This is a genomic window from Acinetobacter sp. WCHAc060006, from assembly GCF_004209135.1.
GTDB lineage: Bacteria > Pseudomonadota > Gammaproteobacteria > Pseudomonadales > Moraxellaceae > Acinetobacter > Acinetobacter cumulans.
This window is the reverse complement of the sequence record NZ_SGSS01000007.1, coordinates 30802-52810: the sequence shown is the minus strand read 5'-3', so window position 1 is coordinate 52810 and position 22009 is coordinate 30802. Positions and strand designations below refer to the sequence as shown.

The window sequence follows — 22009 nt, the reverse complement described above, 5'->3', positions numbered from 1 at the left end:
TGTAAATAAAATATGGTTCAAAATGGTGCATTTTTAATTATATGGATGAAATTATAGCATTATTTTGGTGCATGATATAAAGAGTGGCCTTTTCACCTATTTTTATGCAAAGAAAAGACATACAATACGCGCATTCTAGTGGAGCGCAGATTCATGAAATCCCCCAAAGTCGGTTTTGTTTCTTTAGGTTGTCCTAAGGCATTGGTTGATTCCGAACGAATTTTAACTCAGTTAAAAACTGAAGGTTATGATGTTGCATCAGATTATGATGGTGCAGATTTAGTTGTTGTAAATACCTGTGGTTTTATTGAATCTGCAGTACAAGAGTCTTTAGACGCCATTGGTGAAGCAATGAGCGCGAATGGTCGCGTGATTGTGACAGGTTGTCTAGGTAAAGACGAAGACAAAATTCGCCAAATGCATCCAAACGTCTTAAAGGTGACAGGTGCTGCGGCATATCAAGAAGTTATGGAAGCGGTACATGAGTACGTTCCAGAGCCACCAAAACATAATCCATTCATTGACCTTGTTCCAGAACAAGGGATTCGTTTAACACCAAAACATTATGCATATTTGAAAATATCAGAAGGATGTAACCACCGTTGCACATTCTGTATTATTCCAAGCATGCGTGGTGATTTAGTTTCACGTCCAGTGGGCTCGGTATTAAGCGAAGCACAAGCACTCAAAAATGCGGGTGTAAAAGAAGTTCTTGTCATTTCACAAGACACTTCTGCATACGGTGTAGATACAAAGTACAAATTGGACTTTTGGAATGGCCAACCTGTAAAAACTAAGTTTTACGATATGTGTGAAGCTTTAGGGCAGTTGGGTATTTGGGTTCGTTTGCATTATGTCTATCCGTATCCGCATGTCGATGCTGTGATTGATTTGATGGCACAAGGTAAAATTCTTCCATATTTGGATATTCCATTCCAACACGCAAGTCCTAAAATCTTGAAGTTGATGAAACGTCCTGCGCATAGTGAAAATACACTAGAGCGTTTAAAAGTATGGCGTGAAAAATGCCCAGACTTAGTCCTTCGTTCAACTTTTGTTGTAGGTTTCCCTGGTGAAACTGAAGAAGACTTCGTGATGCTGTTAGATTGGTTAAAAGAAGCACAGCTAGACCGTGTGGGTTGTTTTACATACTCACCTGTTGAAGGTGCTACAGCAAACGATCTGCCAGATCATGTGCCTGAAGAGATTAAGCAACAACGCTATGAACGCTTCATGGAAGTTCAACAAGAAATTTCTGCAGCGAAACTGCAAAAACGTATTGGTCAAACCATGACAGTGTTGGTTGATGATTTAGAAGATGAGTTCCCAGTTGCAGTTGCACGCTCTTATGCGGATGCACCTGAAATTGACGGTAACGTCTTTGTTGAAGATATCGATAAATCATTGATTAAGGCAGGTGATTTGCTTGAAGTGGAAATTACCGATGCAGATGAATATGACTTATATGCGAAATTAATTCGTATTAAATGATTCACGAAAAATAATTGAAATTAAATAATTCGGAGTTGATGATGCTTGATTCTAAAAAACCGCGTTTTGGTCGCATTCTTCTAAAGCTTTCTGGTGAAGCTTTGGCAGGCAATAAAGATATGGGTATCGATGCACAAGTGCTCGATCAAATGTCACTCGCAATTGCGCACCTTGTTGGTTTGGGTGTTCAAGTGGGTATCGTTGTTGGTGGTGGTAACTTATACCGTGGCAGCCAGTTACAAAAGGATGGCCTCGTTGGTCGTGTAACAGGCGATCAAATGGGTATGTTGGCAACTGTAATGAATGGCCTTGCATTACGTGATGCTTTGGTGCGCCGTAATATTAAAACGCGTTTGATGTCTGCATTGCCAATTGGCGCAGTAGTAGAATCATATTCAAGCCGTGATGCAATTCGTCATTTAACTCGTGGTGAAGTGTGTGTATTTGTTGCGGGTACTGGTAACCCATTCTTCACTACAGATACAGCAGCATGCTTACGTGGTATCGAGATTGAAGCAAACTTAATCTTAAAAGCAACTAAAGTTGATGGCGTATACAACAAAGATCCAAGCAAATACGATGATGCTGTGAAATACGATGCTTTGACATTTGACCAAGTGTTAGATGAAAAATTAGGTGTAATGGATTTAACAGCAATTTGCTTATGCCGTGATCATAACGTGCCACTTCAAGTATTTGACATGAACAAAGCAGGTTCATTGTTGTCTGTAGTGATGGGTGAAAAAGAAGGTACTCACGTTACGAACTAATGTACGTGGGGCTGAAAGCTCTCTATACTACAACTACAGATTATATTTAGTTATACCTCATTTAAAATTTAGTAAGGAAGATCTTATGATTAACGATCTTAAAAAAGACGCCGAAGAACGCATGAACAAGTCGCTGGAGTCTTTAGAGCATGGTTTTGGAAAAGTACGTACAGGTCGTGCGCACCCATCGATCCTTAACGGTGTTATGGTTCCTTACTATGGTTCTGATGTTCCATTAAATCAAGTTGCAAACGTAGGTGTTGAAGACTCACGTACACTATTGGTTCAACCATTTGAACGTACAATGGTTGCTGCAATTGATAAAGCAATTCGTGAATCTGACCTCGGTTTAAACCCGATTACTGCTGACGCGATTCGCGTGCCAATGGCAGCACTAACTGAAGAAACACGTCGTGATATGCAAAAAGTTGCGCGTAACGAAGCTGAAAATGCAAAAGTTGCGATTCGTAACATTCGCCGTGATGTTTTAGGTGATATCAAAGCATTGTTGAAAGAAAAAGAAATTTCTGAAGATGATGAGCGTCGTGCTGGTGATGACATTCAAAAAATTACAGACAAATTTGTTGCTGAAGTGGAAAAACGTTTAGCTGCAAAAGAAGCTGAATTAATGAAGGTCTAATCTTGAATGACCGTTTCTGAAGAAAATTCCAGTCTTCCAAAACATGTTGCCATCATTATGGATGGCAACAATCGTTTTGCCAAAAAAAATCTAATGCAAAAAGGTGAAGGGCATCGTTCTGGTAAAGAGATCCTAGATCCAATTGTAGAGCATTGTCGACAAGCGAATATCCAAGCATTAACTGTGTTTGCATTTTCTAGTGAAAACTGGAAACGACCTCAATTTGAGGTTGATTTGTTGATGAAATTGTTAGAAGAAACAATTCATGAACAATTGCCACGTATGGAAAAATTTAACATTTCGCTTCGTTTTATTGGAGATCGATCACGTTTATCTCCAGAATTACGTGCACTCATGTTGCATGCCGAAGAAAGGACTGCTAACTTCTCTAGCATGACGCTGACCATTGCGATAAGTTATGGCGGTATGTGGGATATGGCGCACGCTGCACAGCAGATTGCGGCCGATGTTATGGCAAACAAATTAACGCTTGATGCAATAGATACCGATGTATTTGGTCGCTATGTCAGCATGAGTGATTTACCTGCAGTAGATTTGTTAATTCGTACAGGTGGAGATTTCCGTCTATCTAACTTTCTATTGTGGCAAGCCGCTTATGCAGAATTGTATTTTACAGATACATTATGGCCAGAATTTACCGTTGAAGAATTAGATGATGCTTTTGCAGTATTTGCAGGGCGTGAACGCCGCTTCGGTAAAACATCAGAACAAGTTCAACAAGCGTCACTTGAGAATTAATAAATGTTAGAGCGGATTATTACCGCATTGGTGCTAGTTGCGGTTGTACTGAGCTGTATGTTTGCTTCGTCTTCGCATTACCCAATGTTTGTGCTGATGATCATTGCAGCTGGGGTTGCTGGCTATGAGTGGTTTAAACTCATGCCTAAAAAATCTAAGAATGTAAATAAACCGCTTGCATGGGGCTATGGTTTAGTCACTGCTGCGATTTCTACCTTAGCATTAAGCTATAATGATGTGGCTTTATTACTTTGGGCAGCCTCGATTTTGACGTGGTTGCTCAGTGTTTATTGGGTGAAATCTTATCCAGAATATGACGGTTGGTATAATCCAACGCTTAAAGTCATAGGTTTGGTTTTGGTTTCAGCTGCTGTTACAGCCATTTTCTCTGTTTGGCAGAGCTCACCGTGGTGGCTCATGTACTTATTCCTGTTGGTTTGGGGTGCAGACAGTGGTGCTTACTTCGTAGGACGTAAGCTGGGTAAAAAGAAACTCGCACCCGATGTGAGTCCAAACAAATCTTTAGAAGGTTTGTATGGTGGTGTGTTTACTGCAATGTTAATCGTGGTTGTAGTTGAGGTGGTTTATCTTGACTTAAGCTTAGCAGAACATGCTTTATTCCTTATTTTATCTGTGATTACCGTATTTAGCTCAGTATTGGGTGATTTATTTGAATCGATGATTAAACGTCGTGCTGGCATTAAGGATTCGGGTCGAATTCTTCCTGGTCATGGCGGTGTGCTCGATCGAATTGACTCATTATTGGCTGCTGCCCCAATTTTTGCTGCGGGCATATATGTTTTAAAACTTCTTGGCGTAGATTTATAAATGTCTCAATCTGTTTGTATATTGGGTGCAACAGGGTCGATAGGTCAAAGTACCTTGAAAATCTTGGCGCAACATTCACAAGAGTATTCCGTTTTTGCAGTGACTGCGCAGAGCAGACTTGCAGAGCTGGTAGAAATTTGCAAACAGTACCGACCGAGATTCGCTGTTGTACCATCCTCTAAAGTAGATGAATTACGACAGCTCCTTGTGGCAGAGCAATTAGCTGACATCGAAATTTTGGCTGATGAGGTAGGCTTAATTGCTGTTGCTTCACATTCAGATGTAGATGTGGTGATGGCAGCAATCGTTGGTGCGGCTGGTCTGCTTCCGACTTTAGCTGCTGTAAAGGCAGGTAAACGTGTTTTACTTGCCAATAAAGAAGCATTGGTAATGTCGGGCGATATCATGATGCAAGCTGCTTTGGATCATCATGCGACACTATTGCCTGTAGATTCTGAGCACAATGCTATTTTTCAGTGCTTACCTCAAAACTATTTTCAGGCCGAACGAAATGGTCAACCTAAACTGGGTGTGTCCAATATTTTACTGACCGCGTCTGGTGGTCCATTTCTAAACCATAGCCTAGAACAATTACATTCGGTGACACCTGCGCAAGCATGTAAACATCCAAATTGGTCTATGGGGCAAAAAATATCTGTAGATTCTGCTACGTTGATGAATAAAGGTTTAGAGTTGATCGAAGCCTGCCATTTATTTTCAATTGAAGAACATTTTGTAAAAGTTGTTGTGCATCCACAGAGTATCATCCACTCTATGGTGCAATATGTAGATGGTTCGACCTTGGCACAAATGGGTAATCCAGATATGTGTACGCCAATTGCACATGCTTTGGCTTGGCCAGAACGCATACAAACGCATGTTCCGGCATTAAATGTATTTACACATTCGCAATTAAATTTTGTTGAGCCTGATACAACTCGATTCCCTGCACTTAAATTGGCACGTCAAGCTATGAAAGTAGGTGGAACTACACCTGCGATTTTAAATGCAGCCAATGAAATTGCGGTGGATGCATTTTTAAAGCAAAAAATTGGATTTATGCAGATCCCTGCGATTGTTGAGCAAACATTGAATCAACTGGCACATCAGGCTGCAAACAATCTGGATGTGATTTTACAAGCAGATGCTGAAGCGCGTGCAATTGCACAACAATTGGTGACCAATAAAGGAAGTTAGTATGAGCGCCTTGTTTATTATTGTGGCTGCAATTCTGTTGTTGGGGCCCTTAATTGCAATACATGAGTTTGGTCATTATTTTGTTGCACGTAAACTTGGCGTAAAAGTGTTGGTTTATTCCATTGGGTTTGGGCCAACTATTCTGAAGTGGACTTCTAAGAAATCAGGGATTCAATACCAGCTTTCGGCATTACCATTAGGTGGCTATGTCAAAATGCTAGATGAGCGTGAAGGCAATGTTGCAGAAGAGGATTTACCTTTTGCATTTAACCGTCAGCATCCTTGGAAGCGAATTGCAATTGTAGCTGCTGGGCCATTAATTAATTTGGCCTTAGCCGTGGTTTTGTTTTGGGTACTTTTTTTACCTGCACAAGAGCAATTAAATACACGTGTAGGTAAAGTGTTGCCAAATACACCTGCTGCAACAATGCAGATGCATACAGGTGACAAAATTACTGCAATTGATGGTACACCTGTAAGTACATGGGAAAAGCTCAATTATGCGCTGGTTGACCGTTTAGGTGAAACAGGCAGTATTTTGGTGACAGCGGATCGTGCTGGAGAAGTCAAAAACTTTCAATTGCCTATCCAAGGTTTTCTTAAAGATCAATCTGAATCACCTTTAGATATTTTAGGTTTTGTTCCATACCGTCCAGTAATTCCAGCGACTGTCACAAAATTGAGTGAGGATGGGGCTGCGATTCGCCAAGGCATGAAGGCTGGAGATCGTATTGTTGCGATTGATGGTCAAAAGATGAATGATTGGTTTGATGTGGTACAAGTGGTAAAAGCATCACCAGAAAAGTTATTAAAGATTGATGTATTGCGTGATCAAAAAATTGTGCATTTAGAAGTAATGCCACAAGGTCAACGCGATAATATGGGTAAAGTCACAGGTGTGCTTGGGGTGCAAAGTGACCCTGGTAAAGTTGTGATTCCTGCAGAATATAAGCAAACAATTCAATACACACCAGTTGAAGCGTTTACAATGGCGCTAGATAAAACAGGTCAACTTTCGAGTATGATTCTGAACTCCATTGTAAAAATGGTTCGAGGTATGATTGGTTTAGATAACTTATCTGGCCCAATCACGATTGCAAAAGTGGCAGGCCAAAGTGCAGAAATGGGTTGGCAAACCTTTATCTCATTTATGGCACTCATGAGTGTGAGTTTGGGAATTTTAAACTTATTACCTATTCCGATGCTGGATGGTGGTCATTTAGTTTACTATTTTATTGAATTAATTCGTGGTAAACCTGTTTCTGAACAAATACAATTGGTTGGACTGAAAATTGGTATGGTACTGCTGGGTAGCATGATGCTACTCGCACTCTTCAATGATTTTATGCGTTTATAAGCGTAGATGACGAAATAAATTTAACAGCGGAAAAGACTGGCATGCAGCACACACATTTATTTATGCCTTTGGCACTCGTTAGTGCAATGGCAGCTACACAACAAATATATGCAGCGGATGATTTTGTAGTACAAGATGTAAAAGTAAACGGACTTGTCCGTTTAACACCAGAAAGTGTGTATGGCATGTTGCCAGTCACTAGTGGTGATCGTGTCAGCGATTCTTCAATAGCAAATGCAATTCGTACTTTATACGCAACAGGACTTTTTGATGATATTAAAACATCACAAGAAGGCAATAACCTGATATTTACAGTTGTAGAACGTCCTGTTATTTCTAAAATTGAGTTAAAAGGCAATAAGCTGATTCCTAAAGAAGCCTTGGAAGAAGGCTTAAAAAAAATGGGTCTCGCTGAAGGCGAAGTACTGAAAAAGTCTGCATTGCAAATTGTTGAGACTGAGCTTGAACAGCAATATATGCAACAAGGCCGCTATGATGCTGATGTTAAAGTAACAACGACTGCAAAACCAAATAACCGTGTTGATCTTTTACTGGAATTTACTGAAGGTAAAGCTGCAAAAGTTTTTGATATTAATATTATTGGTAATACAGTATTTAAAGATGCTGATATCAAGCAAGCCTTTGCTGTGAAAGAAAGTGGTTGGGCATCTGTTGTTTCACGTAATGACCGTTATGCACGTGAAAAAATGGCAGCCAGCCTTGAATCATTGCGCGCAATGTATTTGAACAAAGGCTACATCAATTTCAATATTACCAATTCAAGTTTGAACTTGAGTGAAGACAAAAAGAACGTCTTTATTGAAGTATCAGTAGATGAAGGTGAGCAGTTTAAATTTGGCGAAACTAAATTCTTAGGTGATGCGCTTTACTCTGAAAAAGACCTTCAAGCATTACAAATTTATAAATCGGATGAGCTGTATTCACAAGAAAAAGTGAACGCAGTGAAGCAACTATTACTGCGTAAGTATGGTAACTCTGGTTATTACTATGCTGAAGTCAATGTGGTGCCACAAATCAACAATGAAACAAAACAAGTTGATTTAAACTACTACATTAATCCAGGTCAGCAAGTTACAGTTCGACGCATTAACTTTACCGGGAATAGTAAAACTGCGGATTCTGTATTGCGTCGTGAAATGCGTCAGATGGAAGGTGCATTGGCAAGCAATGAAAAAATTGATTTGTCAAAAGTACGTTTAGAGCGTACTGGCTTCTTTAAAACTGTAGATATTAAACCTGCCCGTGTACCAAATTCACCAGACCAAGTGGACTTAAACATTAATGTTGAAGAACAGCACTCAGGTACAAGTACACTTGCTGTTGGTTTCTCGCAAAGTGGCGGTGTAACTTTCCAAGCAGGTTTAAGTCAAACTAACTTCTTGGGAACAGGTAACTCAGTTGCGATTGATTTATCACGCTCAGAAACACAAGATTACTATAACTTAAGTGTTACAGACCCGTACTTCACTATTGATGGTGTACGTCGTGGTTATAACATGTACTACCGTAAAACCAAGCTAAACAATGACTATAACGTAAACAACTACGTTACAGATAGTTTTGGTGGTGGTATTAACTTTGGTTATCCAATTGATGAAAACCAAAGTATTAGCGCTGGTTTAAACATTGATAGTACTAAAGTTACTACAGGTGCCTACGTATCAACTTATGTGCGAGACTACTTATTAGCCAATGGTGGTAAGACCACAAATACTTCAACCTATTGTTTGGTTGAATTGGAAAAAGATCCTACAACTGGTGAAATGGTGTGTCCACCTGGTAAATTGTCACCGGAGTATGGCTCAGCATTTGAAGGTGACTTCTTAACCTATAACTTAAACTTAGGTTGGTCATATAACACATTAAACCGTCCAATGTTCCCAACCAGCGGTATGTCACATCGTGTGAATGCTGAAATTGCGGTACCAGGCAGTGATGTTGAATATCAAAAACTAACTTATGATGCACAAGCCTTCTTCCCATTGGGTAAAGACTTTGTATTACGTGGTTATGGTAAGTTAGGTTATGGTAATGATTTACCGTTCTTTAAAAACTTCTATGCAGGTGGTTTTGGTTCAGTACGTGGTTATGACAACAGTACTTTAGGTCCTAAATATCCTGGCGTTCAATACAGCGAAACGCATCAGAAAGACTGGGATAAAGAAGAAGTTGGTGGTAATGCCTTGGTGCAATTTGGTACAGAGCTAGTACTTCCAATGCCGTTTAAAGGTGATTGGGCTCGTCAAGTTCGTCCAGTATTGTTTGCTGAGGGTGCACAGGTCTTTGATACACAGTGTAATGTGCCTTCAAAAGATATTCACCTAGATACAACAACTGTAGTGAATGCTAAAAAATACTGTGAAGACAATTTTGGCTTTGATGCAAAAAATATGCGTTATAGCGTAGGCGCTGGATTCACATGGATTACTATGATTGGTCCATTATCGTTGAGCTATGCATTCCCATTGAATGAAAAAGCAGGCGATGAAACGAAAAATATCCAGTTTGAAATTGGCCGTACGTTCTAAATACGGTCCATTTCGGAATAAGTGATGGAAGTTAAAATGAAAATAATACTTAAAAGCCTATTCGCCCTTAGCGTATTGGGCTCTACTGCTGTACATGCCGCAGGCTATGGTGTGGTAGACCTAGAGCGTATTGTTGAGCAAAGTGCATATTTGAAACAGCAAAATATGTCTTTTCAGCAACAAATTAAGCCCCAAACAACACAGATTGAAAATCTGAGTAAAGAGCTTGAAGCAATGCAATTAAAAGCACAACAAAGTGCAAATAAATTGTCAGATGCGGAAAAGCAAAAACTTGCTCAGCAATATCAAACTAAGTTAAGTACTTTAAATGCTTTGCAGCAAAAAGTTCAGACTACGGTACAGTCGAATATTCAATCGATTAACCAAGTTATGGACTCAAGAATTAAGCAAGCAGCTGAACAATTGCGGAAGGAAAATAATCTGGACGTGGTTTTGAATAAAAATTCTGCGCTGGCTTATGACGCTAAGTATGATTTAACTGATAAAATGATTCAAAAGGTTAATGCAATTAAGTAATCGATGAATCCTGAACAGTTAAGTTTAAAACAGCTCGCCGGCCTCGTGCAGGGCGAAGCTGTTGGTAATGCAGATTTACGACTCAAAGGTTTGGCTAGCCTTGAGCATGCACAGCCAGAGCATATCGCATTTGTAAATGCAGAAAAATATCTTGATCAAGCTAATCAATCTCAAGCCGGTGCACTGATTGTCACGGCAGAGCTTAAAGCACATCTCAATTCAGCCCAGCAAAACTTTATTGTGGTGGCTAATCCATATCTTGCCTTTGCCATATTGACCCATGTGTTTGAAAAAAAGAACACAAAAACGGGTATTGAAGCGACAGCCCAAATCCATCCATCTGCCATGATTGCCGAAACAGCCTATATTGGTCACTATGTTGTCATTGGTGAGCATTGTGTTGTGGGTGAGCATACTGTTATTCAAGCACATGCAACTTTAGATGATGATGTTGAGGTGGGGAGGGATTGCCTAATTGAATCACATGTTACCTTAATGGGTGCGTGCAAATTGGGTGATCGTGTTCGTATTCATGCAAATACAGTGATTGGTAGTGAAGGTTTTGGCTTTGCACCTTATCAAGGCAAATGGAACCGAATTGCACAATTAGGTTCAGTACGTATCGCAAATGACGTACGTATTGGGTCAAATTGCAGTGTTGATCGTGGTGCAATGGATGACACAATTTTGGAAGAAGGTGTCATTATCGATAACCTTGTGCAAATCGCACATAATGTTCATATAGGTGCGCATTCGGCTTTAGCTGCAAATATTGCAATCGCAGGTAGCACAACCATTGGCAAAAATTGTATCATTGGTGGTGCTAGTGTAGTCTCAGGGCACCTTAAAATTGCGGATAATGTGACTTTGACAGGAATGTCAATGGTGACAAATAATATTTCTGAAGCTGGAAAGTATTCTTCTGGTACAGCGTTGTTTGAAAATCAGAAATGGAAACGCACAGTTGTTCGTATGAGACAATTAGCAGATGTGCCATTGACCCAGCTGGTCAAACGACTTGATCATATGCAAGCTCAAATTGAGTCCCTTGAATCAACTTTTAAACTGCGTAAATAATATGATGACTGAGTCGAATACACCTGCATTCACGAAACCAGAGTTGCCAATGAGTGCACAAAAAATTCGTGAATATCTTCCACACCGCTATCCATTTTTGTTGGTTGATCGTGTTACTGATATCACTGAAAATAGCATTGTTGGTTATAAAAACGTTTCAATCAATGAAGAGTTTTTACAGGGACATTTCCCAGAATTTCCGATTATGCCGGGTGTGTTAATTGTTGAAGCAATGGCGCAAATTTCAGGTATTCTTGGCTTCGTAATGAACAATAAATTACCAACACCGGGTAATCTATTTTTATTTGCTGGTGCCGAGAGAGTGCGTTTTAAAAAGCCAGTCGTTCCAGGTGATCAATTGGTGTTAAAATCTGAACTTGTCATGCAAAAACGTGGTATTTACAAATATAATTGTATTGCTACTGTGGATGGCATAGTCGCAGCAACTGCGGAAATTATGATTTCGCATCAGAAAATAGAGCAAGCATGAGTAATAACGAATTCATTCATCCCACCGCTATTATTGACTCATCAGCAGTCATTGCTCCAGATGTGAAAATTGGCCCTTATTGTATTATTGGTCCAAATGTCACAATTGGTGCGGGCACCCAACTGCATTCACATGTTGTGGTTGGTGGTTATACCCGTATTGGTGAATACAATGAAATTTTCCAATTCGCAAGTGTTGGAGAAGTCTGTCAAGACTTAAAATATGCAGGGGAAGAAACTTGGTTGGAAATTGGTGACCACAATTCGATTCGTGAGCATTGCAGCTTGCATCGTGGCACAGTTCAAGATCAAGGTCTGACAAAAGTGGGTAGTCATAACCTATTAATGGTGAATACACATATTGCACATGATTGTGTGGTCGGTGATCACAATATCTTTGCAAACAATGTAGGTGTTGCAGGGCATGTGCACGTGGGCGACTATGTTGTAATTGGGGGTAACTCAGGTATTCACCAATTCTGTAAAATTGATTCTTACAGTATGATTGGTGGTGCATCACTTATTTTGAAAGATGTCCCAGCGTATGTCATGGTGTCAGGAAATCCTGCACATGCATTTGCAATGAATATCGAAGGCATGCGTCGTAAGGGTTGGTCGAAGAACGTGATTCAAGGTCTTCGAGAAGCATTTAAGTTGATTTATAAATCAGGCTTAACCACGCAAGAAGCTTTAGATAAAATTCGTGCAGAGATTTTACCTGAAGTATCTGAAGCGCAATTACTAATTGATTCATTAGAGCAGTCAAAACGTGGTATTACACGTTAAGCTTTAATCTAAAAAAGACCGCCATGAGGCGGTCTTTTTTATGGGTGTTTAACAGAAAATTTAACGTACATTATCTGCTATAACATCTAAATTATTTAAAGTATTTGGCTTCTTCAGACTGCGGGTAGCTCTTAAGTAACTTTTGTTTGTACTGCGTTGCTTGTGCTGTGTTGTGATCGACATCTTTTGCAATGCTATACAGCTGATAAAGTGCTCTAGAAGCACGTGCTGAATTTGGGTATTGGTTTGCGACAATGCTGTAATTTCGCTTAGCCTCGCTAAAATTAGATGGCTCTATCGCAACGTTAAACTCGGCCAGCCAGAAATGAGCATTACTGATATAAACGCTGTTTGGATTGTTTTTGATAAAGTTTTGCATTGGTGCAATGGCTTTTTTAGCTCCGCCTTGTTTATAGGCATCTAATGCTACTGTATATGCAGCTTTATCTAACTCATCGGATTTAACTGCAATTGGAGCAGTTTTTGTTGTTGTAGGTGTAACGGTTGATTTTGCAGGAACAACAACAGCCGATGTTTTAATCGTTGGGGTTGGTGTATTGTTCACTGGCGCAGTTTTTAAGGTGTTGCTGGTGCTGGGTGCAGTACCTTGTTGGTTATCCTCCTCGGGCGTAGCGCTTTCTTCTGAAGGCTCTACTTTTTGTTGTAATGTTTCTAGGCGTTGATCCAAATCAGCATAACGGTTATTTAATTCATTTTTAAGTTTTTCAATTTCGTTATCATGCTCTTCAATTTTACCGCGTAAAGTACGAATGTCATTTTCAAGCTGTTGATTTTTCTGCATGAGTTGCCAATTTAGATTGGTGGTTACCGTTTCACCTGAGCCTGTAGAAATAGCGGCTTGTGTATTGTTAGGTGCGTAACTCGCCGAATTTTGGCTTAAACCCCGTGATTCAATTGGAATATTGGCAAAAACGGGTGCGGTGCAGCAAAGAAGCAGTGTGCCGAGCGCATGTTTTTTTAACATAATTTAAGTTCCATATAGTCTTTTCATTAGCTACTCAACTTCAGTTGAGTCAGGCATCATGTTGATTTTTAATAGACACATTAAAAACGCCAACTTCATTAAATGCAATACGCATTTTCATGCTTGTTGTGATGAAAGGTAAATAAAATTCATTATGATGGAGATGGTATTTTTCTAAAAAATCCTTATTTTGATTTAAAAATAATCAAACGAATAAATGGTTTAGCTAATTTATGTCAGAGTGCTTGCAAGTTTAATAAAAATCTCTATACTCTGTTCTTGCAATGGTAGCCCTGCTGGTTACTTCGCAATTGTACTCTACGAACCCCGCCAGGACCGGAAGGTAGCAACGGTAGTAGAATTATGATGTGCCGAAGTTTTGCTGGTAGGGTTGCCACCAGTTTCTTTTATTATTATAAAAATTAAATCCTCTCTTTTATTTTCTCAATTTTACTTCTTTAATCAAAGTCTGTATCTGATTTACGTTTAATTGCCTTCATAATCGCATCCATTTCAAAACCTCGATACATTAAGAATCTAATTTGCTTTGCTTTTAGCTTTTGATCTGTCGCGACATCAGTTCCATACTTTTTTACTTTAAGTTCATAGGCCTGCTGTACCCAATCGGTTTCTTTTAGTTCATCTTGTATCAGCTGATGATCAACCTTTTTATTTTTTAATTTCATTTTAATTTGATTTGGGCCTTTGCCTTTACGCATTTGGCTCGAGAGCATCATTTCTGCAACACGCTGGTCGCTCTGATAGTTTTCACGTGAGAGCTCATCGACCAGTGTAATGACCTCATTGCGATCTTCTGCATATAGGGCAAGCTTTTCAATTAATTCGGCTTTAGAGAACTCTTTACGTGTAAGCACAGCAAAGGCGTAGGAGCGTAAGCGTGTGCCTTTTAGTCCGGGCTTAGTTTCCTTCACTGGGTCTGCAAATAAGCCATCTTCTGCTTTAAATGATGGGTTATCTGTTTCTTTGGGGTTATTTTGCGTTGTTGTGGCGGATTCTTCTTCACCAAACTGTTGTTTGAGCGCTTCATAATCGAGGAGTTTAGGAAATTTTGGATCGGTCATATCAAAAGTGGCATATTGCTGAACAATGAAAAACGCCCCGTAGGGCGTTTTATAGTTTAACCTGATTTAGATGTCATTATGCATCTAGAAAATCTGGTTCTTCTTCGTCTTTATCTTCAACAACAGGAGTACCTGTGGTCAGAAGTTGCTCACGGATTAATTTCTCAATCGTTTGTGCTAATTCTGGATGTTCTTCAAGATGGCGAATGGTATTGTTTTTACCTTGGCCAATCTTGTCGCCTTGGTACGAATACCAAGCACCCGCTTTATGTACGATGTCTTGTTGTACAGCAAGATCAATCAATTCACCAAGGTGGTTAACACCTTTGCCGTACAAAATTTGGAATAGTGCTTCACGGAAAGGAGGCGCCATTTTGTTTTTTACTACTTTGACTTTAGTTTCAGAACCGATGATTTCATCACCTTCTTTCACTTGGCCAATACGACGGATATCTAGGCGTACAGATGCATAGAATTTTAATGCATTACCACCAGTTGTAGTTTCTGGGCTACCAAACATCACACCAATTTTCATACGAATTTGGTTAATGAAGATAACCATACAGTTTGAGCGCTTAGCATTACCTGTAATTTTACGTAGTGCTTGGCTCATTAAGCGTGCTTGTAGGCCCATGTGCGAATCGCCCATTTCACCTTCAATTTCAGCACGTGGCGTTAATGCAGCTACAGAATCGACAACGATTAAGTCAATTGCACCAGAACGTACAAGCATGTCTGCGATTTCAAGCGCTTGTTCGCCATTGTCTGGTTGAGAAACCAATAGGTTGTCAATATCTACGCCAAGTTTGCGTGCATATTGAGGGTCAAGTGCATGTTCGGCATCGATAAATGCACATGTACCACCTGCTTTTTGACATTCAGCAATGGCTTGAAGTGTCATGGTGGTTTTACCTGATGATTCAGGACCATAGATTTCAATAATACGGCCTTTTGGTAAGCCACCAATACCTAGCGCAATATCAAGTGTAAGCGAGCCCGTAGACACTGCTTCAACTGCTTGTGTGGTATTGTCGCCTAAGCGCATTACTGTGTTTTTGCCGAATTGCTTTTCAATTTGGCTTAAAGCTGCGTTTAACGCTTTGCTTTTATTATCATCCATCTTACAACCTCAATACGATGTCACTAAACAATATACTCAAGTGGATGTATTTACTTTAAACCTTTTCCACCAGCGTATAGTGACAGAATTCATCCTGATTAACTATACCTATCACAGTGTGTGCGACACATTGTGACGCGTCATTCTACATCATCATGATACGACCATTGCTGGTCAAACATCTGATCATTTTCTTTTTTAAATTTACCAATATCACGACGATCTTTTTTGCTAGGTCGGTGATCTGGTCGAGCTAGATTATGCAACTTTCTTTGTGATGCAAGCAATTCCCGTTTGGCTAAACTCACTTCCGTTTCATCATAAAGTAGCTGAGCAACAGGAGCAGGGCCACGTACATCAGAGAGTGATTTTACTACAACGGTCTTTTTCTCAATGCCTTGTTGAATGGTGAGTTCCATTCCTACACGTACTTCACGTGAGACTTTTACGCGCTCACCATTTTGGTGGACTTTACCACCTTCTATGGCATGTTTAGCAATAGAGCGGGTTTTAAAAAACCGTGCAGCCCAAAGCCATTTGTCTATACGCATTCCAACCGCATCTTCGGCTAGGTTTGACTTACGCATATTTTTTGAGTTCCTCAGCTTGTTGTAAAATAGGGATGAGATCTGTTAATGCATCGAGCATTGGATAATTGAACGAATCGCGTGGTGCTTTATGTGAAGACGGTTGGCGAATACTAAACAAAGCATCTATTCCGTAGCCTTGCGCACTTTTTAAGACTTTTTCCGTATCATCAATAAAATAGCAATGTTTTGGGTTAAAAGGGTGACGTTCATGCAAAGCTTGCCAAAATTCATTAAATTCTTTGGCATGACCGACGGTTTCACTACTAATAATGACATCGAAGTAGGCGGCAAGCCCTGTTTCTTCTAACTTAAAAGCAAGGCCAGCTGTATCAGCATTGGTGGCCAGCCAAATCGGGTACTGATGCTGTTTTAAATATTCGAGTAATGCGATACAGCCTGCACGTTTTGCGACCTTATGTTTCTGTTCAATTTGCATCGCTAGCACATCTACGCCAACTTGTGAGGTCCAAAAGCGTGATGAGTACCATTTTAAGGTATGATTATGTTGTTGATAAAAATTGAATAAAGTCTGAGTGCTTTGCTCTAGACTACATTGGTGTAGCTCGGCATAACGAATGGGTAAGAGCTCATTCCAAATAAAGTCATCGTAGGCAAGATCAAGGAGCGTGCCATCCATATCAAAGATGATCGTTGGCTTTTCTGAATAATTTGACATATATAGGGCATTCTATGTTTAAAACTACAGCAATACCGCAAGACCCGACAATCTTACAGTTGATGCCCATTGTGACACAGGCATGTGAAATTTTGCGAGAAGAATATCGCCAGTATTGTGTCGGTGGTAATTTTGAGGTGCTGAAAAAGTCTGATCAATCACCTGTCACTCAGGCGGATTATCGGGTAAATGCTTATATTTGTGAGCAGTTAATGAACTTGTCTGACTTGCCTATTTTGTCAGAAGAAGGTGAGCAAGATTTACGTCGGCAATGGTCTGAGTTTTGGTTACTTGATCCTTTGGATGGAACCAAAGAGTTTTTACATCAACGGCCTGAATTTACAATTAACCTGAGTAAGGTCTCAGGTGCAAATACGGTTTTTGCAATATTGGCCATACCAGGTGCAGGAGATGTTTATATCTGCCCAGAACAGGGAATGCCTCTAAAATATAATATTGATAGCCAACAATGGTTTGAATACGAAGCTCAAACAACAACTGTAGTGCAGGTTGGTTTAAGTCAAAGTAGTCAAAACAAACCTAAGTATGCAGAATATTTGCAAGCTTTGTTACAATTGACAGACTATGCAGTATTTAAGGCGGGAAGTGCGTATAAGTTTTGCATGATGCTAGAAGATCGTGTGGATATTTACCCGAGATTTCATCCAACCTGCGAATGGGATACCAGTGCGGGTCAATGTTTGATCGAACGCATTGGTGGTGGCTTACTTGATTTTAAAGGTCGTCCCTTTGTTTATAATCAGCGTGAGAGCTTGTTAAATGGCGGTTTTATCGCTTTTAAAGATGACAATATGAAAAAACTTGCTTTACAGGCACTTGAGTTAATGCAGAACAGCGATTGAGCTAAAAACTGTTCATGCTATAGTAATGCAAACGATTGTGCATTTGATGTGTTATGGCTTTAGATCTGCTTCCTCCTAGTATGCTCAAGGCTCTAGATTTATTGCCTGATGCTAAAACTCCAGTGACTTTATTTACACGACACTCGATTCGTGAAGTGGTTACTGGTCAAGGATTAGCAGGCTATGATTTACAATTGACCAATCAAGGCCGTGATTTGGCACAAGCTTGGGGTGAGTATTTAATTGAAAATACGGACCGGGTTATTGAGCATTGCATTTCAAGTCCTATTCAACGTTGTGTAGATACCGCTGCGCTGATGATTGAGGGTGCGGATGCAAAGTCTGTTGCAGTAAATACGCATCATATTGAAATTATTGAGCAAGGCTTATTGGTCGAGCCAGGAAGTTTTGTTTTAGATATTAAACAGGCAGGCCCATACTTTAAAAAGCAAGGTGCATTAGGCTTTATCAATAGTTTTGTAAATAATGCTTTACCAGGCATGAAACATCCTATTAATGGTGTCGTGGATGTACTGGAATTGATATATAACACGCATCCAAGTAATCATTCGGGTTTAAGCCTAGCGGTGAGCCATGACACGATTTTGGCGGCTATATTGGCGGTTATTTCGGGTAAGCATGGGATTACACGTGAAGAATGGCCAAAGATGATGGAAGGGCTATTTGTGTGGTTTGAGGGAGATATTTTTCTCGAATCCAAGCTGAAGTGGATTTGGCGTGGCCAATTAAATGAACTCAATATTGCAGATTTTCAACCGCAAACCTAATACATGTATTAAAGCGCATTAAAAATCTAGTGCTTCATTCTAAAAGTAATGTAAAAAGCTCAATATATATCTATTGAGCTTTTTTTATAGTTGATGATTCATTTAAATTTTAGCTTTGATTCGTTTTGGATAATCATTCAGGTTAATGTAGCGTCCAGTATCATTTAAAGGCCAAATCGCTGTATTGGTTGCGGTGTTTTGCTGATGAATGCGGCTGTATTTATCAGCGGCAATCAAAGTCGCAATCTCATGCTCAGCAAGGGTATAAGCCTCGACAACCTCTTGCGGGTATTGGGTGCGTTGATAAAACTGGCTTTCTGACTCACCTGAATGTAAGGCAAATATACGTTCAATTGCAGGTAAATAAACGCCATAAGCCAACCATGCATCAACCCCTTGTGAGGCTTGTATTTCGGCTGTGCCTTTCATATTAGAAATGACTTTGGATAAAATATCTTTTTCGCCTTTGGCACTAAAATAGTTGATGTATTGCTGTTCGGTCTGTTGAAATTTTTCAAGTGTGGGTAGAAATTTGTCAATCATGCTATGAATATCCCAAAGGATGGTGTTATCAACATACAATAGATCGATTTGGAATACCATAAAAAAAATATGGGATTATTGGGTTTGGAATGATATTGGTTTGATTTAAATTATGAGGGAATAGCTTGGTTTTTAGATGATACAAAAACAAAAAAAGCCCAAAAATGGGCTTTTTTCACTGCGACAAATTAGTTAGCTAACGCTTTAACTTGTGCATTTAAACGGCTCTTATGACGAGCAGCTTTGTTTTTATGGATGATGCCTTTATCAGCCATACGGTCGATTACAGGTACAGCTTTTTTGTAAGCTTCTGTAGCAACAGCATAGTCACCAGCAGCAATAGCAGCTACTGTACGTTTAAGATAAGTACGAACCATAGAACGTAAGCTAGCGTTGTGTTTACGTGCTTTAACGTTTTGACGAGCACGTTTTTTTGCTTGAGCAGAGTTTGCCACTCGTGCACTCCTTGAATTAGATTGGTCTGGGCGGGCTGAAATTACATCTGAAAACCAACATCAGAAGAACTATCACCAGCCCGTAAACAAGTGCCATATTGTGATTAAACTAAGTGCTTAAGTCAAGTCTTGACATGCTTTGACAACATTTTAGATGAAGAAAATGTCCTAAGAAAAGCGTAGATTAGTCATGTTTAGAGGATATTGTATAAAAAATGAGTAAATCTATAGAAAATGCAATCGTGATCGGGGCAACAGGTTTGGTGGGTCGACGACTAATTCAGTCGCTGAGTTTGTTGGACGACTGTAGCAATATTACAGCTGTTGTTCGAAAAAGAGATACGCAACTGAATCAAACGGCTAAAGTGCAACAATTAGTGCTAGATGATTTTTTAAAACTCAATAAACAAGATGTGATGGCATATACACATGCATTTAGTTGTTTGGGCACCACAATGAAACAGGCAGGAAGCAAAGAAAAATTTTATCAGACGGATTTTAGTATCAATGCGCATTTTGCGGAATTACTAGAATATTCGCCAACACATTTTATTTTGCTCAGCGCTTTAGGTGCAAATAGCCAATCGCCATTTTTTTATAATCGGGTCAAAGGCGAGCTAGAGTATTATGTAAAAAGTTTAGATTTGTGTTGTACCTCCATTATACAGCCCTCATTGCTTTTGGGAGAGCGAGAAAGTTCACGTACCTTAGAAGATGCTGCACAAAAACTGTATAGACGCTTTTCGCATTTCGTACCCGATACTTTTAAATATAAGCCAGTGACAGCCGATCAAGTGGCTCATACTATGGTCGAGGTAGCACATACGCAGACCGAAAAATTTCAGATTTATGATAATTTACGCATACAAAAAACCAAATGAGGGGAAATATTGTGTCTACAGTGCCATTTGTGACGTGTGACTTACTCGATGACAATCCAGAAAAAAATATTCAAGTGATGTGCCCATCATTAGACGGAAAGTTTTTTAAGAGCTATGGCGGGCGTAAAAGCTTTAGTGGCCAAGTGGTTACAGTGAAATGTTTTGAAGACAATTCGCGTGTAAAAGAACTATTGGCGACGAATGGGCAAGGTAAGGTGCTGGTTGTTGATGGTGGTGCTTCCATGCGTTGTGCACTGATGGGTGACATGATTGCAGAATCAGCAGTAGAAAATCACTGGAATGGCGTGATTATTTATGGTTGTGTCCGTGATGTAGATGCAATTGCAACTTTAGATCTTGGTGTACATGCTTTGGCTGCGATTCCACAAAAAAGTAACCGTAAAGGCTTAGGTGAAACGGATGTTGCACTCAGCTTTGGCGGTGTTGTTATACAGTCAGGCCAATTTATTTATGCAGACAATAACGGAATTGTGATTGCAGAAGAAGCTTTGGTTCAACTTTAAGTTGTAGAAGTGGATGTGGTCTGTCAGGTCTACGATGTATATGCCTGATTATAAATTGAATGTAAGCGCTCAATAAAATTTTAGATAGCACAGTACTGAAGTGGTGCTGTGCTATCAGTCATTAAGTCATTTTCTGCTGAGCGTCACCTTTTAAAGTGACCTGCCATAAAAATACCAATACATAAAACGAAAAAGGATGAGATCTATGCTCCATCAAATTAAAGTGATTCAAGCAATTGCCTCTGCTGTATTAGAAGGTGGGCGGGGTACCAATGGAACAGCTCATCCTAAACAACCAGAAAAGGCCCTGAAACTTTATGAATTTGAAGGTTCACCGTTTTGTCGCCGTGTGCGTGAGGTAATGACGACACTCAATTTAGATTATGAAGTATATCCTTGCCCCAAAGGTGGTGAGCGTTATAGAACTGAAATGAAAGCATTGGGTGGGCGTCGCCAATTTCCATTTTTAGTTGATGACAATACGGGGACGCAACTATATGAATCGCAGGCGATTATTCATCATTTATTTAAACATTATGGCAAAACAGGCCAAACACCAAAACAATATTCACATTACCCTAAAGTACCTGTACTCGCTTTAGCGGGAACTGTGGTAAATGGTGCGCGTGGTGTTTGGGTTAATAAAAAGATATTAAAACGTGAAGCCCCTGAAAAGTTACTAGAGTTGTGGGGCTTTGAAGCGAGCCCATTTACGCGTATTGTGCGTGCAGAGCTGACTGAGTTAGAGCTGGCTTTTAAGTTTCATAACGTATCCAAAGAACGCTGGCAAGATCAAGGTATGGCGATTTTACGTTTAAAGCCAGGCCAATATGTGCCACTCGAAGGTGGAAAACGTGAGCAAGTGTTGAAATTAATGGGGGATAATATTCAAGTCCCTTATTTGGTCGACCCAAATACAGGTGTAAAATTATTTGAGTCTGCGAAAATAGTAAAGTATTTGCGCGCACAATATGGTGCCTAAATCAAATACAGGCGTAGAATAAAAAACATTGTCAATTTAG

The 22009-nt window shown here is 39.8% G+C and carries 24 protein-coding genes and 1 other RNA gene; 18 read left to right on the top strand and 7 right to left on the bottom strand.

The features are described from left to right. The first annotated feature begins 153 nt into the window (after nt 1-153). The 12 genes from rimO to lpxA all read left to right on the top strand — a co-directional run bounded on the left by rimO (nt 154) and on the right by lpxA (nt 12480). The gene (gene rimO / locus EXE29_RS05965) at nt 154-1491 is read left to right on the top strand and encodes a 30S ribosomal protein S12 methylthiotransferase RimO (RefSeq protein WP_106984834.1); all 1338 of its coding nucleotides are present in this window, start codon (nt 154-156) and stop codon (nt 1489-1491) included. Nucleotides 1492-1532: 41 nt separating this feature from the next. Next, the gene (gene pyrH / locus EXE29_RS05960; RefSeq protein WP_106984833.1) at nt 1533-2261 is read left to right on the top strand and encodes a UMP kinase; all 729 of its coding nucleotides are present in this window, start codon (nt 1533-1535) and stop codon (nt 2259-2261) included. A gap of 85 nt (nt 2262-2346) precedes the next feature. Next, entirely contained in the window at nt 2347-2901 is a 555-nt protein-coding gene (gene frr, locus EXE29_RS05955) for a ribosome recycling factor (RefSeq protein ID WP_106984832.1), read from the top strand. A gap of 6 nt (nt 2902-2907) precedes the next feature. Beyond that, entirely contained in the window at nt 2908-3660 is a 753-nt protein-coding gene (gene uppS / locus EXE29_RS05950; protein WP_106984831.1) for a polyprenyl diphosphate synthase, read from the top strand. A 3-nt stretch (nt 3661-3663) separates the two neighbouring features. Beyond that, a complete protein-coding gene (locus EXE29_RS05945) occupies nt 3664-4488 on the top strand; it encodes a phosphatidate cytidylyltransferase (RefSeq protein ID WP_117006654.1) in 825 nt (274 codons plus the stop codon). Next, complete coding sequence (gene ispC / locus EXE29_RS05940; protein WP_120364192.1) at nt 4489-5685, top strand: 1-deoxy-D-xylulose-5-phosphate reductoisomerase; 1197 nt, start codon at nt 4489-4491, stop codon at nt 5683-5685. Between the two features lies 1 nt (nt 5686). Beyond that, the gene (gene rseP, locus EXE29_RS05935; RefSeq protein WP_120364193.1) at nt 5687-7042 is read left to right on the top strand and encodes an RIP metalloprotease RseP; all 1356 of its coding nucleotides are present in this window, start codon (nt 5687-5689) and stop codon (nt 7040-7042) included. 41 nt (nt 7043-7083) lie between these two features. After that, on the top strand, nt 7084-9591 hold the full coding sequence (gene bamA / locus EXE29_RS05930; protein ID WP_120364194.1) for an outer membrane protein assembly factor BamA: 2508 nt from the start codon (nt 7084-7086) through the stop codon (nt 9589-9591). 36 nt (nt 9592-9627) lie between these two features. Further along, nucleotides 9628-10128: an OmpH/Skp family outer membrane protein gene (locus EXE29_RS05925; protein WP_120364195.1), complete on the top strand. Its 501-nt coding sequence runs from the start codon at nt 9628-9630 to the stop codon at nt 10126-10128. A 3-nt stretch (nt 10129-10131) separates the two neighbouring features. Then, on the top strand, nt 10132-11205 hold the full coding sequence (gene lpxD, locus EXE29_RS05920; RefSeq protein WP_120364196.1) for a UDP-3-O-(3-hydroxymyristoyl)glucosamine N-acyltransferase: 1074 nt from the start codon (nt 10132-10134) through the stop codon (nt 11203-11205). 4 nt (nt 11206-11209) lie between these two features. Beyond that, the gene (gene fabZ / locus EXE29_RS05915) at nt 11210-11695 is read left to right on the top strand and encodes a 3-hydroxyacyl-ACP dehydratase FabZ (protein ID WP_171406253.1); all 486 of its coding nucleotides are present in this window, start codon (nt 11210-11212) and stop codon (nt 11693-11695) included. Then, nucleotides 11692-12480, top strand: a complete 789-nt coding sequence (gene lpxA, locus EXE29_RS05910; RefSeq protein ID WP_106984824.1) for an acyl-ACP--UDP-N-acetylglucosamine O-acyltransferase — start codon at nt 11692-11694, stop codon at nt 12478-12480. The genes fabZ and lpxA overlap by 4 nt, the downstream gene beginning before the upstream one ends. Nucleotides 12481-12571: 91 nt before the next feature. Here the strand turns inward: lpxA and EXE29_RS05905 are convergent, their stop codons facing one another. Further along, entirely contained in the window at nt 12572-13468 is an 897-nt protein-coding gene (locus EXE29_RS05905) for a YbgF trimerization domain-containing protein (RefSeq protein ID WP_106984823.1), read from the bottom strand. Between the two features lie 291 nt (nt 13469-13759). On the opposite strand from EXE29_RS05905, the gene ffs reads away from it, so the two are divergent. Further along, nucleotides 13760-13856: signal recognition particle sRNA small type (gene ffs / locus EXE29_RS05900), an RNA gene on the top strand. 67 nt (nt 13857-13923) lie between these two features. Here ffs and EXE29_RS05895 read toward each other — a convergent pair. The 4 genes from EXE29_RS05895 to EXE29_RS05880 all read right to left on the bottom strand — a co-directional run bounded on the left by EXE29_RS05895 (nt 13924) and on the right by EXE29_RS05880 (nt 16933). Beyond that, nucleotides 13924-14547, bottom strand: a complete 624-nt coding sequence (locus tag EXE29_RS05895) for a regulatory protein RecX (protein ID WP_106984822.1) — start codon at nt 14545-14547, stop codon at nt 13924-13926. 76 nt (nt 14548-14623) lie between these two features. Beyond that, nucleotides 14624-15667: a recombinase RecA gene (gene recA / locus EXE29_RS05890; RefSeq protein WP_106984821.1), complete on the bottom strand. Its 1044-nt coding sequence runs from the start codon at nt 15665-15667 to the stop codon at nt 14624-14626. 140 nt (nt 15668-15807) lie between these two features. Continuing rightward, on the bottom strand, nt 15808-16254 hold the full coding sequence (locus EXE29_RS05885; protein WP_106984820.1) for an RNA-binding S4 domain-containing protein: 447 nt from the start codon (nt 16252-16254) through the stop codon (nt 15808-15810). Next, nucleotides 16247-16933 (bottom strand): HAD-IA family hydrolase, encoded by a 687-nt coding sequence (locus tag EXE29_RS05880; RefSeq protein ID WP_106984819.1) that lies wholly within the window; start codon nt 16931-16933, stop codon nt 16247-16249. The genes EXE29_RS05885 and EXE29_RS05880 overlap by 8 nt, the downstream gene beginning before the upstream one ends. Before the next feature lie 14 nt (nt 16934-16947). Between EXE29_RS05880 and EXE29_RS05875 the strand changes: the two genes are divergently transcribed. Both EXE29_RS05875 and EXE29_RS05870 read left to right on the top strand, forming a co-directional pair. Then, the gene (locus EXE29_RS05875; protein ID WP_120364198.1) at nt 16948-17796 is read left to right on the top strand and encodes a 3'(2'),5'-bisphosphate nucleotidase CysQ family protein; all 849 of its coding nucleotides are present in this window, start codon (nt 16948-16950) and stop codon (nt 17794-17796) included. A 53-nt stretch (nt 17797-17849) separates the two neighbouring features. After that, the gene (locus tag EXE29_RS05870) at nt 17850-18584 is read left to right on the top strand and encodes a histidine phosphatase family protein (RefSeq protein ID WP_106984817.1); all 735 of its coding nucleotides are present in this window, start codon (nt 17850-17852) and stop codon (nt 18582-18584) included. A gap of 102 nt (nt 18585-18686) precedes the next feature. Here EXE29_RS05870 and EXE29_RS05865 read toward each other — a convergent pair whose 3' ends face one another. Continuing rightward, on the bottom strand, nt 18687-19127 hold the full coding sequence (locus tag EXE29_RS05865) for a hypothetical protein (RefSeq protein WP_106984816.1): 441 nt from the start codon (nt 19125-19127) through the stop codon (nt 18687-18689). A gap of 188 nt (nt 19128-19315) precedes the next feature. Beyond that, the gene (gene rpsT, locus EXE29_RS05860; protein WP_106984815.1) at nt 19316-19582 is read right to left on the bottom strand and encodes a 30S ribosomal protein S20; all 267 of its coding nucleotides are present in this window, start codon (nt 19580-19582) and stop codon (nt 19316-19318) included. A gap of 215 nt (nt 19583-19797) precedes the next feature. Here rpsT and EXE29_RS05855 point away from each other — a divergent pair, with 215 nt between their 5' ends. From EXE29_RS05855 to EXE29_RS05845, 3 genes are all read left to right on the top strand, one after another. Further along, nucleotides 19798-20463 (top strand): Rossmann-fold NAD(P)-binding domain-containing protein, encoded by a 666-nt coding sequence (locus EXE29_RS05855; protein WP_120364199.1) that lies wholly within the window; start codon nt 19798-19800, stop codon nt 20461-20463. 11 nt (nt 20464-20474) lie between these two features. Next, a complete protein-coding gene (gene rraA, locus EXE29_RS05850; RefSeq protein ID WP_106984813.1) occupies nt 20475-20987 on the top strand; it encodes a ribonuclease E activity regulator RraA in 513 nt (170 codons plus the stop codon). A 205-nt stretch (nt 20988-21192) separates the two neighbouring features. Continuing rightward, nucleotides 21193-21969, top strand: coding sequence for a glutathione S-transferase N-terminal domain-containing protein (locus EXE29_RS05845; protein ID WP_117006663.1), 777 nt, complete (start codon nt 21193-21195; stop codon nt 21967-21969). The last annotated feature ends 40 nt before the right edge of the window (nt 21970-22009 follow it).

Bases quoted from the DNA above. Each gene is read 5' to 3' on its own strand.
- rimO (WP_106984834.1), top strand. From the start codon at position 154: ATGAAATCCCCCAAAGTCGGTTTTGTTTCTTTAGGTTGTCCTAAGGCA.
- pyrH (WP_106984833.1), top strand. From the start codon at position 1,533: ATGCTTGATTCTAAAAAACCGCGTTTTGGTCGCATTCTTCTAAAGCTT.
- frr (WP_106984832.1), top strand. From the start codon at position 2,347: ATGATTAACGATCTTAAAAAAGACGCCGAAGAACGCATGAACAAGTCG.
- uppS (WP_106984831.1), top strand. From the start codon at position 2,908: ATGACCGTTTCTGAAGAAAATTCCAGTCTTCCAAAACATGTTGCCATC.
- EXE29_RS05945 (WP_117006654.1), top strand. From the start codon at position 3,664: ATGTTAGAGCGGATTATTACCGCATTGGTGCTAGTTGCGGTTGTACTG.
- ispC (WP_120364192.1), top strand. From the start codon at position 4,489: ATGTCTCAATCTGTTTGTATATTGGGTGCAACAGGGTCGATAGGTCAA.
- rseP (WP_120364193.1), top strand. From the start codon at position 5,687: ATGAGCGCCTTGTTTATTATTGTGGCTGCAATTCTGTTGTTGGGGCCC.
- bamA (WP_120364194.1), top strand. From the start codon at position 7,084: ATGCAGCACACACATTTATTTATGCCTTTGGCACTCGTTAGTGCAATG.
- EXE29_RS05925 (WP_120364195.1), top strand. From the start codon at position 9,628: ATGAAAATAATACTTAAAAGCCTATTCGCCCTTAGCGTATTGGGCTCT.
- lpxD (WP_120364196.1), top strand. From the start codon at position 10,132: ATGAATCCTGAACAGTTAAGTTTAAAACAGCTCGCCGGCCTCGTGCAG.
- fabZ (WP_171406253.1), top strand. From the start codon at position 11,210: ATGACTGAGTCGAATACACCTGCATTCACGAAACCAGAGTTGCCAATG.
- lpxA (WP_106984824.1), top strand. From the start codon at position 11,692: ATGAGTAATAACGAATTCATTCATCCCACCGCTATTATTGACTCATCA.
- EXE29_RS05895 (WP_106984822.1), bottom strand. From the start codon at position 14,547: ATGACCGATCCAAAATTTCCTAAACTCCTCGATTATGAAGCGCTCAAA.
- recA (WP_106984821.1), bottom strand. From the start codon at position 15,667: ATGGATGATAATAAAAGCAAAGCGTTAAACGCAGCTTTAAGCCAAATT.
- EXE29_RS05885 (WP_106984820.1), bottom strand. From the start codon at position 16,254: ATGCGTAAGTCAAACCTAGCCGAAGATGCGGTTGGAATGCGTATAGAC.
- EXE29_RS05880 (WP_106984819.1), bottom strand. From the start codon at position 16,933: ATGTCAAATTATTCAGAAAAGCCAACGATCATCTTTGATATGGATGGC.
- EXE29_RS05875 (WP_120364198.1), top strand. From the start codon at position 16,948: ATGTTTAAAACTACAGCAATACCGCAAGACCCGACAATCTTACAGTTG.
- EXE29_RS05870 (WP_106984817.1), top strand. From the start codon at position 17,850: ATGGCTTTAGATCTGCTTCCTCCTAGTATGCTCAAGGCTCTAGATTTA.
- EXE29_RS05865 (WP_106984816.1), bottom strand. From the start codon at position 19,127: ATGATTGACAAATTTCTACCCACACTTGAAAAATTTCAACAGACCGAA.
- EXE29_RS05855 (WP_120364199.1), top strand. From the start codon at position 19,798: ATGAGTAAATCTATAGAAAATGCAATCGTGATCGGGGCAACAGGTTTG.
- EXE29_RS05845 (WP_117006663.1), top strand. From the start codon at position 21,193: ATGCTCCATCAAATTAAAGTGATTCAAGCAATTGCCTCTGCTGTATTA.